This is a genomic window from Jutongia hominis, from assembly GCF_014384965.1.
Lineage (GTDB): Bacteria > Bacillota > Clostridia > Lachnospirales > Lachnospiraceae > Butyribacter > Butyribacter hominis.
Genome location: NZ_JACRSW010000027.1, coordinates 373,529 through 387,890, shown reverse-complemented (window position 1 = coordinate 387,890; position 14,362 = coordinate 373,529). Strand labels below are relative to the sequence as shown.

Annotated in this window: 15 protein-coding genes; all 15 read right to left on the bottom strand. The window is 37.4% G+C overall.

Features of this window, described 5'->3' with window-relative positions; genetic code table 11:
• Positions 1 to 24: 24 nt before the first annotated feature.
• The gene (locus H8700_RS07185; protein WP_249304703.1) at positions 25 to 846 is read right to left on the bottom strand and encodes a hypothetical protein; all 822 of its coding nucleotides are present in this window, start codon (positions 844 to 846) and stop codon (positions 25 to 27) included.
• Between the two features lie 38 nt (positions 847 to 884).
• Positions 885 to 1,427 (bottom strand): hypothetical protein, encoded by a 543-nt coding sequence (locus H8700_RS07180; RefSeq protein WP_249304699.1) that lies wholly within the window; start codon positions 1,425 to 1,427, stop codon positions 885 to 887.
• 43 nt (positions 1,428 to 1,470) lie between these two features.
• Positions 1,471 to 2,355 (bottom strand): hypothetical protein, encoded by an 885-nt coding sequence (locus H8700_RS07175; protein ID WP_249304697.1) that lies wholly within the window; start codon positions 2,353 to 2,355, stop codon positions 1,471 to 1,473.
• 18 nt (positions 2,356 to 2,373) lie between these two features.
• Positions 2,374 to 2,637, bottom strand: a complete 264-nt coding sequence (locus H8700_RS07170; RefSeq protein ID WP_249304694.1) for a DUF4176 domain-containing protein — start codon at positions 2,635 to 2,637, stop codon at positions 2,374 to 2,376.
• Between the two features lie 5 nt (positions 2,638 to 2,642).
• Positions 2,643 to 3,851: a hypothetical protein gene (locus H8700_RS07165; protein WP_249304691.1), complete on the bottom strand. Its 1,209-nt coding sequence runs from the start codon at positions 3,849 to 3,851 to the stop codon at positions 2,643 to 2,645.
• A gap of 24 nt (positions 3,852 to 3,875) precedes the next feature.
• Positions 3,876 to 4,364 (bottom strand): DUF3592 domain-containing protein, encoded by a 489-nt coding sequence (locus H8700_RS07160; RefSeq protein WP_249304688.1) that lies wholly within the window; start codon positions 4,362 to 4,364, stop codon positions 3,876 to 3,878.
• Positions 4,358 to 5,446, bottom strand: coding sequence for a hypothetical protein (locus H8700_RS07155; RefSeq protein WP_249304686.1), 1,089 nt, complete (start codon positions 5,444 to 5,446; stop codon positions 4,358 to 4,360). The genes H8700_RS07160 and H8700_RS07155 overlap by 7 nt, the downstream gene beginning before the upstream one ends.
• Positions 5,446 to 5,724, bottom strand: a complete 279-nt coding sequence (locus H8700_RS07150) for a DUF4176 domain-containing protein (protein ID WP_249304684.1) — start codon at positions 5,722 to 5,724, stop codon at positions 5,446 to 5,448. The genes H8700_RS07155 and H8700_RS07150 overlap by 1 nt, the downstream gene beginning before the upstream one ends.
• Before the next feature lie 83 nt (positions 5,725 to 5,807).
• Positions 5,808 to 6,122, bottom strand: a complete 315-nt coding sequence (locus tag H8700_RS07145) for a WXG100 family type VII secretion target (protein WP_249304682.1) — start codon at positions 6,120 to 6,122, stop codon at positions 5,808 to 5,810.
• Between the two features lie 30 nt (positions 6,123 to 6,152).
• Positions 6,153 to 6,470, bottom strand: a complete 318-nt coding sequence (locus H8700_RS07140) for a WXG100 family type VII secretion target (protein ID WP_249304680.1) — start codon at positions 6,468 to 6,470, stop codon at positions 6,153 to 6,155.
• An 18-nt stretch (positions 6,471 to 6,488) separates the two neighbouring features.
• Entirely contained in the window at positions 6,489 to 8,183 is a 1,695-nt protein-coding gene (locus tag H8700_RS07135; protein ID WP_249304678.1) for an FHA domain-containing protein, read from the bottom strand.
• Positions 8,184 to 8,352: 169 nt separating this feature from the next.
• The gene (locus H8700_RS07130; protein ID WP_249304676.1) at positions 8,353 to 8,601 is read right to left on the bottom strand and encodes an EsaB/YukD family protein; all 249 of its coding nucleotides are present in this window, start codon (positions 8,599 to 8,601) and stop codon (positions 8,353 to 8,355) included.
• 129 nt (positions 8,602 to 8,730) lie between these two features.
• Positions 8,731 to 13,722, bottom strand: a complete 4,992-nt coding sequence (gene essC / locus H8700_RS07125) for a type VII secretion protein EssC (protein WP_249304673.1) — start codon at positions 13,720 to 13,722, stop codon at positions 8,731 to 8,733.
• The gene (locus H8700_RS07120; RefSeq protein ID WP_249304670.1) at positions 13,719 to 13,895 is read right to left on the bottom strand and encodes a hypothetical protein; all 177 of its coding nucleotides are present in this window, start codon (positions 13,893 to 13,895) and stop codon (positions 13,719 to 13,721) included. Before H8700_RS07120 ends, essC begins: the two co-directional genes overlap by 4 nt.
• Before the next feature lie 82 nt (positions 13,896 to 13,977).
• Entirely contained in the window at positions 13,978 to 14,292 is a 315-nt protein-coding gene (locus H8700_RS07115) for a WXG100 family type VII secretion target (protein WP_249304667.1), read from the bottom strand.
• Positions 14,293 to 14,362: the final 70 nt, after the last annotated feature.

Below are 14,362 nucleotides of genomic sequence, written 5' to 3'. Positions count from 1 at the left end.
CTCAACATTATTGTTTCTATTGTCCTACTCTCTCTTAAGCAGCAATGATGAATAATCTAAGTCCTCATCATCGTCTTCCATTCCTTTATATCTGTCATACTCTGATGTACTATAATTTGTGATATTTTGTTTTCGTTTTTTTACCGCTGTCTCCTGTTCTTCTAGCAAACAGTATAGAGGCATCGTATCCATAAAATATTGATCATCCACTTTATATATAAAAGATGGTACCGTCTGTGTGTCTTCTCCATCTGAACCACTTAGCACAAATGTCATATCTGATTTAATACATCGTTGTAAATTACAGTTCGACTCAAGAACATATTTTACCGTTTTATTTAGACTTTCTACAGTATCAACATCTGCTTTGCCAGTACCGTCTTCATCTTCATACTCTACGGCTTCCTGTAATTTTGCAATATCAAATTCTTCAAAAGTACTCTGTTCATAATCAATTTGAACATCTGAACCGTACAGTGTATGTAAAGCTGTTTTTAATTGCTCCAAAGATTCCTGCATATCTTTCTCACTATCAATATCGTCCGGTTCCATACCTGTAACATTTTTATCAACCGAAATATCATACAATTCTGATCCCGAATTATCTTGAACAGCTTTCAAAAATTTTTGTTGGATAGCATCTACCTCTGCATCCTCATCATACACATCCTCTTCTTCGAACTCTGCACTATCATCACCCATATCTTCATCGTTCGAATCAACAGAGTCATTATTGTTATTTTCTGTATCCGTCACCACAGAGTTGCTTGTAGGAACGCTATTTGAACCACATCCTGAAGTTAAAAGCAATGCACAACATATCACACAAATAAATTTTCTTCTCATATCCGTTTTCTCCTTTTCTTATTCCGTCCCATATCCTGTTAATAATTCGGGTTATCTATGCCCTCATGTGCTAATGCACTATAATATTCGCCCTTACTAAATAATATATCCCGCATATCTTTTTCGCTATATCGCCAGTTTCTTCCCTGACTGTAGTTCCAGATTCTTCCCTTTGCATCAATATAACGATACATCTTTCGATCCGGTGCATAATATGCCCTAAGTTCCTGTAATTTTCCTTTGACTTTACGGTAAGCATATGCAAAGATCAGACGTTCATGATTATCATAGTAATATTCTATCGTGTAGCCTCTCATTGCATATGACGATGATTTTGTTGAATACGTGATCGCTTTTACAAGCTTTTTCTTATTCCAATATTCCTTATACGATCCCTTCATTGAATTTTTCGTATATTTTTTTAACTTCTTATTGGTACCATAGTATACTTTTCTGGCATAATTAACCGCTTTTGTTACTTTTGTACTTGCAGCCGATGTCCTTTGTACATTTCCGATCGTTGCAGAGCATACAATAGCCATAAAAAGCATCCATACGATATATTTCTTTCTTTTTTGCATAGTTTTCCTCTTTTCTAATGAACTGACCTATTTGAAATGATCATTATGAAGCTTTTCTTATATATGCTTTTCTTTTATACACACCATTAAAAGATGATTTTTCCACTATATTTTTTCCCTTTTTATTGTTTATTTGTAATTTTAATTTTTTTCCTTTTATATCAAAATTAACATTTTCATAAGCTGTATTATCAGCATCTACTTTTTTTGATACATTGACATTGATCACTTTGTTCTCTCTGTAATAAATTTTTCCGATACGATATCCTGCTTTCTTTATCTGTGCAAGATATTTTTTCCCATTTGTATAACTTGCAACATTCTTTTGTGATATTTGATGTGATTTTACATTTATAAATGTGTTTCCGATCAGCTTAACATAATATTTTTTCCATGTATGACCAGTCCAATCCCATATGTTACTGCCAACAGAACGTCTTGAATGCATACTGTCAAAGTCACTTGGATAAATCGCAAAAAGATTGCCTTTTATATGCGTCAATCCTTCTCCTGCTTTTTTTATTTGAATGACTCTTCCATTTTTAATATAGTAACAGTAAGACCAGCCGCCCCAGCCGCCTGCACTTCCTTCTATTACAAATACTTTTTTATTACTCGTTACTTTACAAATTCCCTGTATACTGCCTGATGTTAATATACTGTCTGATAAATTTTTTATTTGGCTGTCACTTGCATACCATAGTGCAGACATATCTTCCGATATCTCAATTAAAGCAAATGCTTCTTTCTGTCCGTCATAATCAAAGTCATCATAATACATCTTAGAAACTTTCCCATCTGCTTCGTCTTCAATCTTTTGTTTTAACTGTGTTCTAGATGCTGCACTAACCGTTTGTTTTCCGGTGATGGCTGTGACTGACATAATCATACATAAGAAACATAGCATTACTATCATTTGTTTTTTCATATTATGGTTCCTCCTTTTTTACTTTAAGCTGTCTGAAATCCATTTTAAAAATTGCTCCCGGTCTTTTGATTGAAAACCTTCAAATAAAATTTCTTCTATATCAGAGTGGTTAAATTTAAAGAATATATCACGGCTAATATAACCTTCCGGATACATAACTGAGATATAATCGTTTTCGTTGCCATTATCGTCTTTCACCATAATTCCTATGATCATTAACGCATTTTGTGCTTTTTTCAATCGCACAACACTTCCAATAGGAAGAGGTTGTTTCAACTTCATTTTTCTCACCTCACCAAATCAATTAAACTTTTTATTGTCTCTGCTTTTTCTTTTGCAACATCCGCCACTGTTTCTCCTACACTCCAAGCTGCCACTCCCGGCACACACGCTAATGACTTTACTGTCATAAGCCACATAGGTCCACCCTGGTCGTAAACAATAGTATTCGTCTTATCTACATTATCATTGACATGATCAACAAACTTTTGTACATCCAGGTCAACAACGCCTAATGTAGCACCGGAAATCATTGAACTTCCTGCCGAAGCTCCTGCACCCATCCACAAATCTGCTATGTTTTGCGATAAATTCTTGTTATAATCCTGTTCATATCCAAGAGAATACAATGCGATACTGCCGAGTCCTGAATATGCCGAAGCTGCTGACTTTCCAACTGCTTCCCCTTTGTCTTTTGCAACATCCATTAAATCAATAAATGCATCTGCTATTTTAGAAGTTGAACTTGAAAAGTTTCTACACACTTCTTTCCAGTCTTCACTTCCATTGCAAGCAGCGTACGCTTTTGATAAAACAGTAAACGCTGAACTTACATGGCTAAGTGTTCTACTTCCATTCAACAACTCCTGTCCTGCATCTGACTGCATCCATTCTTTCAAAGCCGGAGAGCCAAATTTGTCCAGCAATTTAGTGACGGCATCATAGGATTTTGCACTAAAGCCAAATAAATCTCCTGAATAATCCAACAAATTTCCGCAAAATTCACTAAGGTCTTTGGAATTTTTTAAAATAGCACCAGAAGATAATATGCCAAGCCATGAGATAGCAGCATTCATTTCTTTTGAATCCAGATCTTTGGCTCCATACTTCAATATTTTCTTAATCTCTTTGATTGCTTCTGCCATCTTATTAGCTTCGCTGGATTTTTCAGATGTTGAAGAAGATGGAGGCATTTTGGCTTGAGCATACAATTTTTGATGTTGACCGGTAATTGCTTTCTCTGTATTCGCATACAGCTTAGAAACTTTCGTTAATGTGTCTGCCATTTTTTCTACTTTCTTCTGATCTGATGTAATTTGATTTTCTATTTCCTGCAATAATCCGTTAATTCGAATACTCTCTGATATAGACAGACAGCCATGCAACAATTTTCTACATTGTGACACTCTGCTGTTACAGTTTGTCATTTTTGTTTTTATACTTGCTTGTATATCTGCAATCTGGTTTAAATTTTCTGTATGTACAAAAAAATTCATTATCTCCCCCCCTATCTCAAGACATTAATTATTTTGCTCCATCCAGGCTTTCGGGAATAAAATAATGATTAAACCCGGTATTCCAAATAAACAGAACAATTGTTTTACACCAGTTGTATCTGTGAACAATTTTGCAGATGCAATAGCATCCGATGGATGATCCGGTTTAATATAGACCGTTATACAATCTCCCTTTTGATAGCCTTCCGGCTTTCCTAAGTTAAAATTCCTATATGAAACCGTATATTTTTTATTCGAATATTGATATGTAACATCAAAATTCTGAATATATTTTTGTAATCCGTTTCCAAATCTTCCATGTCTTTTTTTTGTTATTACATGAGATGCTTTTGAAACTTCTGCAGTAATTTTATCTCTTCTTTGAATCTCTTTTGCATGGTTCATACTCTTATATAACGTACTTGCACTAAAAAGCAAAGCAATCAAAACAAAAAAAACACCAAGCAATGAAAGCGGATGCAATATACTATTCTTTATATATTTTTTTACCATGATGAACTGCCACTTCCTCCATCTAATGCATACACTATTTTCTTTTTTGCCTTCTCTTTTGCTTTTCCCTTTACAAAGTCCTTTGGTGCACTATAGATATTTTCCATAAGCTTGTCCGTATACTTCTCTGCAGCTTTTTGAGCATCTTTATATACTGTTTTCGACTTGATCGATCTGTCAGCGATATAATCCGTTGCTTTTTTCGTCACAGTGGTTCTAATCTGTGTATCGCCTGCTTTTGTGATTATTTTTTTTGCTGCCTTCTCACTAAGTTTATCTGTTGCTTTTTCAGCCTTTGTCGCAGCTTCTAAAACTTTATGACCATTCTTCGTACCGTCCACCATTTTTTTGGCAGCATCAGTTCCTTTGTCAATAACCTTTTTTGCAGCAGTTTTTCTGGTATCTGCATTTTTTGCAACATTGCAAAGCTTTTCTGCAGTGCCTCCTGATTTAGCAACCTTAATACCATCTGCAACGCCTTCCATTGACTTAAGAAGTGCACCAAAACTTGCAACATCAGCAACTAATGAAAATGTGTCTAAAGCTAATGTAAAAATTTCTCCTGCTGATAATTTTCCATCTTCTAGTGCTCCTGATAAATCTTTTACAAGATCATACATGTCAATAAGACAATTCACACCGGGAATAATCCCCAAAATAAGTTTTAATGCTTCCATTGCAATATCACTTAAATTAAATTTTTCTTTAAGTTTATCAAGAATGCTTTGCTGATCTTCTGTCTGCTTATCAGATTTTCCATCGTTTTTCTCTATAGAATTTTTTCCTGTTGCTGCGCTTTCTTTATTAAACTCACCGTCTACAATCTCTTTTTCTGTTTTTTGATACAATGATATAATTTCAATCAATGCATTTCCCAGGTTTTCGCAATCTTTGGCATTCTCGTTAACAAGTTCAGATATTTTACGCAATTGTTTTTTTAACTGCCGGTCTTCATTTCCTATTCGAATCTGATTTGCAACGGAAATAATCTGTCTGGAATATGATTGCAATGTTCTTTTTTGAGATTTTATAGTAGACGCATTCCCTTTTGCTTTTTCCGCATCGACCATAAATACAGCCATTATTCCACCTCATCCTCTCCATCTTCGCCGATCAGTGTAAATTTATAATGCAACTCATCTAAATCCTGATATCCGATAAATACAACCAACACTATATCTTCTGCATTAAACAATAAAACATTTTCTCCATCGGTTCCCTGTGGATACAGACAACCGACATAGTCAAATTCTGTATTGTCAGTTGTTCGAACCTGCTGTCGTCCGGTTATCATAACCTTCAATTCCCCTTCTTTTAAAATAACAACACTTCCTATTGGTAAATACTTGTTTTTCTTCATTATTTTTCCACCTTTCCTCTGTAATATTTTTGTACTTCTCTTATCTGGTTTATTTAGCAAACTTAATGACTTTGCAAATACAATCAATTTCGATATGTTCTGATATTTGCAATCTTTTCGGCATCTTCTTCCGCCTTTTTATGTCTCTTGGCCATTTCCCTGATTGCATTTGCCACATTTTTTAAATCTCTTGCTGTCTCGTTAATATCATTTCGGGTCTTAGCACCTTTTTTTATATAATTATCCGCATGGTCACCGGTCCAGTTTCTTGACACCTCCGCCATGCAATCCGCTAAATCTGTTTTTTGCAAATTATCCAGGTTTGCTGCAATCTCATCAAGTTCGTTTGCTTGTTGAAACGCCTTTTCGAAATCCACTTTAATCAATGCATTTGCCATATCCATCCCTCCTACTCTCTATCCGGCTGCTTATGTAATAATGTCAGATGGTAATGCTGTAATATCTTCTTCATTGTTTGTTTCTGTTGCAGAATACAGATTTGCCATTTTTAACAGATCATCAGGATGTTCACTCAGCCTTTTCATTACCTCTTCAACTTCTTCCTGCTCTTTGTTCAGAATATCTTCATTTTTATTACTTGCATCTCCTTCCCAATATCCTTTCATGTCTTTTACAGTTTTCTGTATCTGCTCCCAGTCCTTGCGCATTGTTCTGATTTCTGTTTTTATTGCTTCTGCCTTAGTCAGCATAAGCCCTGTATCCACTTTGATACGCACATCACTCATGTTCATTCACCTCTTTTCCTAGCCTTGTATAATAAATTCAAATGCTTCATTTGCAATTTGTATCCGGTCACCATGCTTGATCATCTTAGGATCTGTCTTTAATCTCTCTCCATTCAAATATGTGCCGTTGACCGAGTTCATATCATATAAAATGTAGCTGCCATTATGCTTTTGAATCGAAGCATGTACCCTGCTGACACTTTTGTTATGCATGATACAATAATTGACTGCCTCTGCCTGCTTGCCAATAAGAAATGGTGTCTTTGCGATCAGTATAAACTCGTCATCTTTGATACGATGCAGGAAAGCTTTTTTCTTTACTGCATATGCCGTATTGTTTTCCGGTATGATACTCTTTTGAACACTTTTTTGCAGCTCACTCATTCCATTTGCATTCTGCATCCTGTTTCTGTTCATGTTATCCTGCACTGGAATCGGCTGTTGCTTTTCGCTTTCGTTTGTTACACCGAAAGGTACGGACTGTTGACTTTGCATAGGCGGTACAGGTGGCTGGCTGACCGGTATATTGCTTTGCATTGGCGGTATCAGCTGCTGGCTGACCGGTATATTGCTTTGCATTGGCGGTATCGGCTGCTGGCTGACCGGACTTTGTATTTGTTTTAACTCTTTTTTCTTCTTATGAAGTTTGCAAAAAGACAACAATACACAGAAAAGAAGGATGCCATCCACTATACCTGCAACGATCATAACGACAAACAGCACCGGTGTTTTCTTTTTTAACTGACTACGTGCTGTCTCTAACTGCTGTTCTAACTGTTTTGCCTGATGTTCTGACAAATTAGCTGTACTTTCTAATGTTCTGTTGACTTCTTCTACCGCTGTACTGAGATTTTCCAACGATGAGGCTTTATATTTTGAACTGGAAAGGATTTTGCTGCACTTTTTTAATTCCTTATTCAGACTGCGTACCGCTTTATCCTTTGATTCGCTCTCATATATAATTCCTCGGTTATCCAGCAAGTTTTGTATCAGACTACCGTTTAGACTATAGAAAGAACCCTCCTGGCCGGAAACGAGATTATTCATCCCGACAAAATAACCGTTCTGGTCTACCAAAGCTCCACCGATCATTCCGGCATCAATGGTGGCTGTATGCTGTATGTAATCTCCTATTGCGATCACATTTCCCTGTGTCCCTGCTACATCATTCTGGTCAAATCTTGCACCTTGTTGTGTTTGTGCCGGGAAACCAAAAGCATGTACTATTGCATCTTTTTTTAATTTTCCGGATGTAGCAAAGCGAACCGGTTCTTTTTCCTGAATCACATTTTCTACACTAAGCAGGCAAAAGTCATTTTCCCGGCTGGATGTTACCACTTCAACATCAGCCCGCATATCACCACTGATCACAACTTTTCGTGCTAATGTGACATCTTCTTTTTTCAAATGATTTGCTTTCAGAAAATCATTGCTTTCCTGTTCTTCTAATATCATTGCATGATAAGGTGCGACCAGATAAACACTGCCTTCTACATTGCTGACAAGACATCCGGAACATTCCTTTGCACTCCGAAAAGTACCGGTTGTATCACTGTTTCCAACATAGCCTGTATATAACTTGACAATGGCATTTTGCGGATGCAATGTATTGTCATCTTTTGCCATACCTGTCTGTCCATTACAAAACATCAGAAAAAATAATACTATTCCACATACAGTCCATTGCAAAATCCGCTTTTTCTTTCCATTCATGACAGCTTGTCTCCTTTGTTTTTCAATATGTTTCCCTTTTTTATACCGGTATCAATTGTTCATTGCTATTTTGTTTCTTCCAACACCTCAGCCATTACCGATTCTTACACCGGTATCAACCGGTTACCGTCATTTTGCATCTTTCAAAACTTCACTTATAACCGATTTTTTATACCAGCATCAAACGGTCACCGCTTCTGATCCCATAAGAATGCAATGAAGCATCATAGGGAAGTGCTGTTCCGGTCTCCTTATCATACAAAAGAAAGTTTTCTACCGGCTCCACATTTTTGCTTTTTGTTCTTCTGACAAGCATTTCCGTCATTTCCCGCATAAGTTCCTGTACTTTCGCATGTTCATCAAGTTCAAAGTCAAGTACTTCGTCAATTGCCGGAATATAAACATCTACTAAGATCATTTTTCTCCTCCTTTTCCTGTTAATACTTTCGGAATCTTTCGCTCAGAAGATTCCGAAAATACATGTTATCTTCCATGCCGGCTTATCAAACCTTTTCCATTAAACTGCTTTTTACAAGCCTGCAAAAAACTATTTACGTGCTAATGGAATCACAATCTTTGCAGCCCGGTTTTCTGACGTAACATCCGGAAGGAAACCGATTCCTGCTTTTTCTCCCTTTGACTGCTCTGTATAATCCATATAATCAAATGACAACAGCGAGTTATCGATTGTCTTTCCGCCAAAATGAATACCGGTATGATAATTTGCAAAAAGTTCAAATCCATGATATCCACGCAGCTCACTTACCTGATTCAATGCAAACTCACCTATAAAGTAAATATGATGGAAACGTCCCTTTTCAAATAATGTTTCTAAGAAACCTTTCATCTCATATTCTGCACCATACACCATTTCAAAGAACCAAAGCATATCTGAAATAAAGATAAAATACGGTGTTTCCTTACTTTGTACCTGATAAATCTCGTCTTCACCCTTCTCCTGCTCTAATAAACTTCTCTTTGTTGCATTTCTCTTCTGGAATACCGGTGTAAGTTCATCCTTAAAATAAGTAAACAGCGATTTTGCATCTGTCAGATAAGAAATATCTTCTTTTTGGTAAACCTTGTATTCTGCCTTTGGGCTGTCTATAATGCAGACTTTGCTTTTTTTATCCAGTACAGACTGTACAAAGACCTTCATAAAGTTTGTCTTGCCTGATCTGCCAGCACCACATACCATATAGCAATAGATCTCTTCCAAAGATATTCCATACACTTCGGCATTTGCTTCATTGTAGCCGACTGCCACATGATCCTTATCCAAAAGCATTTCTTTATATTCATACAGATCCACAAATGTACTCCATACCGGTTTCTTAGGAATTTCCGGTATCTTACGGGCACAAAGACCAGTCCAGGAATCCTTCATCTCATCACAGATCATAGAAATACGTTCCATGCGTGCATAGTTATCAATTGCTTTGAATGCAACCGCTGTCTGAAACTCCAGAATACGCTCTCCATAATGTGCAAGACCTCTTCCTTTCACACCACTTTCCGGCATCACTTCAATTCTCATGTCATGTAGATATTCAGCATATTCATATTTGTCTTTCAATGATAAGCAAAGAACTGTCTGAATATTATCTGCCAGACGGCTGCTGATCTCACTCATACTGAATCCGCCACCTGATACGACCATATAAATACCAAGACTGACACCTTCTTTTGCAAGCTGAATCATTGCATCTTCATAGTTTTCTTCCGTCTTTTCTTTAAATGCTCCATAGTTGTCAACAAATAAAACAATTGCCGGAATATCCGTGTTGCCTGCCTGTACATACTGTTTGTAATTGCCACCGCGGAGTTTCTTCTTACGATCCTCTAAAATATGCATGATCATATTGAAGAATTTTGCAATCTTATCATATTCTCCTTCTACCATGATCCCACCGACATGAGGCGCATGTTCAAAAGAAGAAAGCATTTTGTTGCTAAAATCAATACAATAAATATGCACAACATCCGGCGTAAAACGATGTGTCAATGCATAGACCATGGTCTGCATCATTGTACTTTTACCACATAAGATCGTTCCACAGATCGCAACATTGCCATCCTCTAAAAAGTCCAGGTACAAAGGCATCTGGTTCTGATTTGCCGGATCATCAAACTGACCAAGTAAGATCTTTAAATTGCCTTTCTCAATGTCTTTTGGCCATTCGCCCCATTGATAACTCTGCATCAGATATTCGTCGAAATCTTCCAGATAAATATTTTCTTTTAACACAGGCATCCAAAGCATGATCTTATGATTATAATTATTCTCCTGTGCAAGTTTTGCTAAATATTCTTTAACAACATCAAGCTGAGTCTTTTCTTTTGCCTGTGGCAGACGGATATTTTTCTTTTTGGCAATTGCAAGAATCTTTTCTGCTAATGAGACTTTGCTTTCTATTGTGAGTGCTTTCAGGTATACTTTGACAAAATCTTTTAAGCGGTTTGTGTTATACTCACTTCTGGCATATTCCATTTCCTGCTCTTCAAACTCATCATATAAACTGTCTGTATAATAAACGGCTTTCTGGTCTGCATTATCAATTGCAGCAAGTTGTCGTCCCTGCATGGCTTCGATATTCTGCATTAACTTGCATAGCTTTTCGATCCAGATGACATCAGAACGTTTCTTAAGAAGCCTTTTAATACTGTTTCCTGTCATGTCAACTTTGCCGGATAGTGTAAGAAGTTTTGCGATTTCCTTATTGCCAACTGCCATATTCTCATCAAAGACAGCTCCGCTAAATCCGGACTGGAACAGCTCATACACTTCATCACTGCCTACCTGCAGATAACCACGTCCCGGCTGTGTCAGATATGCCGCATCCGGTTTATGAAGCATATCTTTACTATCCTGCTGATCCTGTACACGAAGACAAAGCCTGAACTTCGAGTTACTCCAAATGTTATCATCTACGGTACCACTCGGCTTCTGTGTAGCTAAGATCAGATGTACACCAAGACTTCGTCCGACCTGTGCAACACTGATCAGTTCACGCATAAAGTCCGGTTCTTCTCTCTTTAATTCCGCAAACTCATCTATGATAATAAACAAATGCGGGATCGGTTCTTTTGCTTCTCCGTTTTTATACAGTTTTGTATACAGATTGATATTATTAACACCATTCTCCGAGAATACCCTTTGTCTTCTTCTGTTCTCGCTCTTGATCGATATCATCGCTCTTTTGACCTGATTACCGGATAAGTTCGATATTGATCCGATCATATGTGGCAGTCCGTCAAATAAGTTTGCCATTCCGCCACCCTTATAATCAATAATGAAGAAACCGATATCGTCCGGGCTGTAATTGACTGCCAGCGATAAAATATATGTTTGCAAGGTCTCACTCTTTCCGGAACCTGTTGTACCGGCTACCAGACCATGTGGTCCGTGGTATTTCTCATGTACATCTAAGTAACATGGTGCACCACCCACTTTTTCACCGAGCTGTCCTTTAATATTTTCATAGGTACGGCTCTTTGCCCATTGCTTCAAAACAGGATATTCTTCAATGCGGTCGATATGAAGCATTTCAAAAAACGTGATCGAATTCGGAACTTCGCCGCCATCTTCCATCTCCACGACTTTCAATGCAGAGATCTTACGTGCAAACCATTCTAATTTCATCGGAACGATCGGATCAAACTGTATCTGCATACGGCTGCTCTTTGATTCATTCACATGATACATTCCGCAAAATTCCGGTGTGTTTTCAATAATAAATTCACATTCATTCGGAAGATCATCATTGCTCTGTGCCAAAAGCACCGTAGTAATACCACATACCGGCTCACGTCCAAAGACATATTTTGCAAAAAGTTCTCCGTTTAACAAAGATGCATCAGATAAAAAGATCACATAATATGGTTTTGGAATGCTTCCTTCTTTTGTCTGTGGTCCGTCTCCGTTCAAACGTCCTCTGGCAACCTTTGTCAGTTCATGAAAAACTTCACTGGCTTCTTCTTTCGTCGAAGCTACAAAACGTGTATTATGATCTTCTGACCATGTATGCGGAAGCCACTTTGCAAAATCCCAGTTGCCACAGTCCTGTGAACTTTCACCATTGTAGATAAATCCCATCTTTACATCGGTATAGCAGTTATTTGCAGCAATCTGTGCAGCAAGGATCTGCATGATCTGCACGGCTCCGGTCTTATTTTGTCCGCCGATCACTCCGACTAGCTTTTCCTGTAACAGATTTAATGTAATCGGAACATTATACAATTTCTGATAATTTTCCTTAATAAATGCCGGCTTTTCTGCTAATTCATCTTTAAACAGCCGAAATTTCTTCTTTGGAATCTCAATTTTGAATGGAAATTCTCTTTCCCCGATACCAAGTCTCTCACACAGAAAATCGTCATGAAAATAATTTCTGTTCCATAACATTCCCGTATGCTCGTCATACTCCATACAATTCATGGTATCCGGATAGGTTACATTCAGTCTTCTTTCTGTTTCTTCGTAAGCTGCTTTGATCTCATCTGTCTTTTCTACAAGATATTCACTATATGCCTCAAAACGATGCTTTTCATTTTCCTGCTCTTCCTTCTTTTGTGAATTTGCATTAATAATGCCCCAGCCAACACCTACCACTGCTGACATGACTGACATAACAAGCCCGGAATACATATAAAGAGAACTTCCTCCGCCACTGGCTTTGGACGCATATACCATAAATGCACATCCAAGAAGCATCGGAAGTGCCATGGTAAAAGATGGTGCGATCATTGCAAGAAGCGACTGTTTCTTCGTCTGCGGCTTCTGTGGCGGTTCCTCGATCTCTATGACACCGCTTTCCAAACTTTCATAATTTCGAGGTATTCGATGAAAAAGCCTCTCTGTTTTCTGCACCGGTCTGTCGGAACCATGAAAGACTATATTTGCTTCTTTCATCGTGTATTTTTTTAATACATTTGGCTTTACCAATGCTTTCGCCGTCGGGTCGATTGCTAACATATTACCGAGAAATACAATATGCAATCCGATAATGTTGATATACGCACCAAAGGAAAGTTCTTTTGTATCATTGACTCTTTCTGCATCAACATACGTTCCGTTAGAACTGTGATTCTCAATACAATACCCTTGTGGAGTCTTTACAATTTTTGCATGAAGCTTTGATACTCTTCCTAAAAAGTCATATGAGATATCATTTTCTTCTCCTTTACCGATCGTAATACTTTGGGCATTGCCAATCATATATTTTGTAAAAGAATGGAAAGCCGACTGCATACCTCTTACAATGATCACAAGCTTTTCTCCATACTCTGTCACAAGCTGTACAATATCGTTAGCAGCTAACGGCTTCTTTTCCATTCTGACGTTTTCTTTTCTTATTGCATAATGGGATGAACTTTTAATGCTCCATTGCTCTGTAAATACTTCCATATGCAATGTGATATCATCCTGCAAATAAAAATCTTTGCTACGCAAAGTCACTTCATAATCTGCATTATCAATTGATGGTAATATATATTCTTTAAATGCCTCTTTTGAATATATTGCTAATATATAATTCAATGTCTCACCCTCTCATTTGTAAGTGCATCCATTAAAGTATGCTCCTGCACTTCTTTTGTCTGCTGTTCAATCTGTTCTGTATATTTTTTCTTTTTCTTACTGATAAGTACAAGAGCTATGATACAGGCACATAGTCCCACTCCTTCTAATCCTAATATGATCCACTCACTCATCCTAGCTCCTCCCTGCTGTCAGGTACGACTAAGAGCACTGACATTTTTATGCCAGCGCCCTGTACCGCATGATCTGCTGTTTTTATGAAATAATATTGTCATTTAATGACTCAGCTAATCCGGCATTTTCTGATTCTGCCTGTTCATATGCCTGTGCAATATTATTCAGATCTTCTACATGCTCATTGATCATCTTTAATAACAATGCAATGTCATCATCCAATGCTTTGAATTTTCTCTTATATGCATTTGCAGCATCACCCTGCCATACGGTTCCTGATATTGTATTGACTGTATTTGTCATACCACTTGTTAATGTTTTGATCGCATTTCCTACTGATCTGAATTCTGATGCTGTTGATCTGAGTTTTTGTGTACTTACTTTTAATGTAGCCATATCGTATCCTCTCTTTCTGATCTGTCCGGCAGATCATATATCTGTTTATCCATTCTTCGTTATCCTGCTC

What these genes read in the sequence shown, in the direction of transcription:
- H8700_RS07185 (WP_249304703.1), bottom strand. Translation starts at nt 846, where the DNA reads ATGAGAAGAAAATTTATTTGTGTGATATGTTGTGCATTGCTTTTAACT.
- H8700_RS07180 (WP_249304699.1), bottom strand. Translation starts at nt 1,427, where the DNA reads ATGCAAAAAAGAAAGAAATATATCGTATGGATGCTTTTTATGGCTATT.
- H8700_RS07175 (WP_249304697.1), bottom strand. Translation starts at nt 2,355, where the DNA reads ATGAAAAAACAAATGATAGTAATGCTATGTTTCTTATGTATGATTATG.
- H8700_RS07170 (WP_249304694.1), bottom strand. Translation starts at nt 2,637, where the DNA reads ATGAAGTTGAAACAACCTCTTCCTATTGGAAGTGTTGTGCGATTGAAA.
- H8700_RS07165 (WP_249304691.1), bottom strand. Translation starts at nt 3,851, where the DNA reads ATGAATTTTTTTGTACATACAGAAAATTTAAACCAGATTGCAGATATA.
- H8700_RS07160 (WP_249304688.1), bottom strand. Translation starts at nt 4,364, where the DNA reads ATGGTAAAAAAATATATAAAGAATAGTATATTGCATCCGCTTTCATTG.
- H8700_RS07155 (WP_249304686.1), bottom strand. Translation starts at nt 5,446, where the DNA reads ATGGCTGTATTTATGGTCGATGCGGAAAAAGCAAAAGGGAATGCGTCT.
- H8700_RS07150 (WP_249304684.1), bottom strand. Translation starts at nt 5,724, where the DNA reads ATGAAGAAAAACAAGTATTTACCAATAGGAAGTGTTGTTATTTTAAAA.
- H8700_RS07145 (WP_249304682.1), bottom strand. Translation starts at nt 6,122, where the DNA reads ATGGCAAATGCATTGATTAAAGTGGATTTCGAAAAGGCGTTTCAACAA.
- H8700_RS07140 (WP_249304680.1), bottom strand. Translation starts at nt 6,470, where the DNA reads ATGAGTGATGTGCGTATCAAAGTGGATACAGGGCTTATGCTGACTAAG.
- H8700_RS07135 (WP_249304678.1), bottom strand. Translation starts at nt 8,183, where the DNA reads ATGAATGGAAAGAAAAAGCGGATTTTGCAATGGACTGTATGTGGAATA.
- H8700_RS07130 (WP_249304676.1), bottom strand. Translation starts at nt 8,601, where the DNA reads ATGATCTTAGTAGATGTTTATATTCCGGCAATTGACGAAGTACTTGAC.
- H8700_RS07120 (WP_249304670.1), bottom strand. Translation starts at nt 13,895, where the DNA reads ATGAGTGAGTGGATCATATTAGGATTAGAAGGAGTGGGACTATGTGCC.
- H8700_RS07115 (WP_249304667.1), bottom strand. Translation starts at nt 14,292, where the DNA reads ATGGCTACATTAAAAGTAAGTACACAAAAACTCAGATCAACAGCATCA.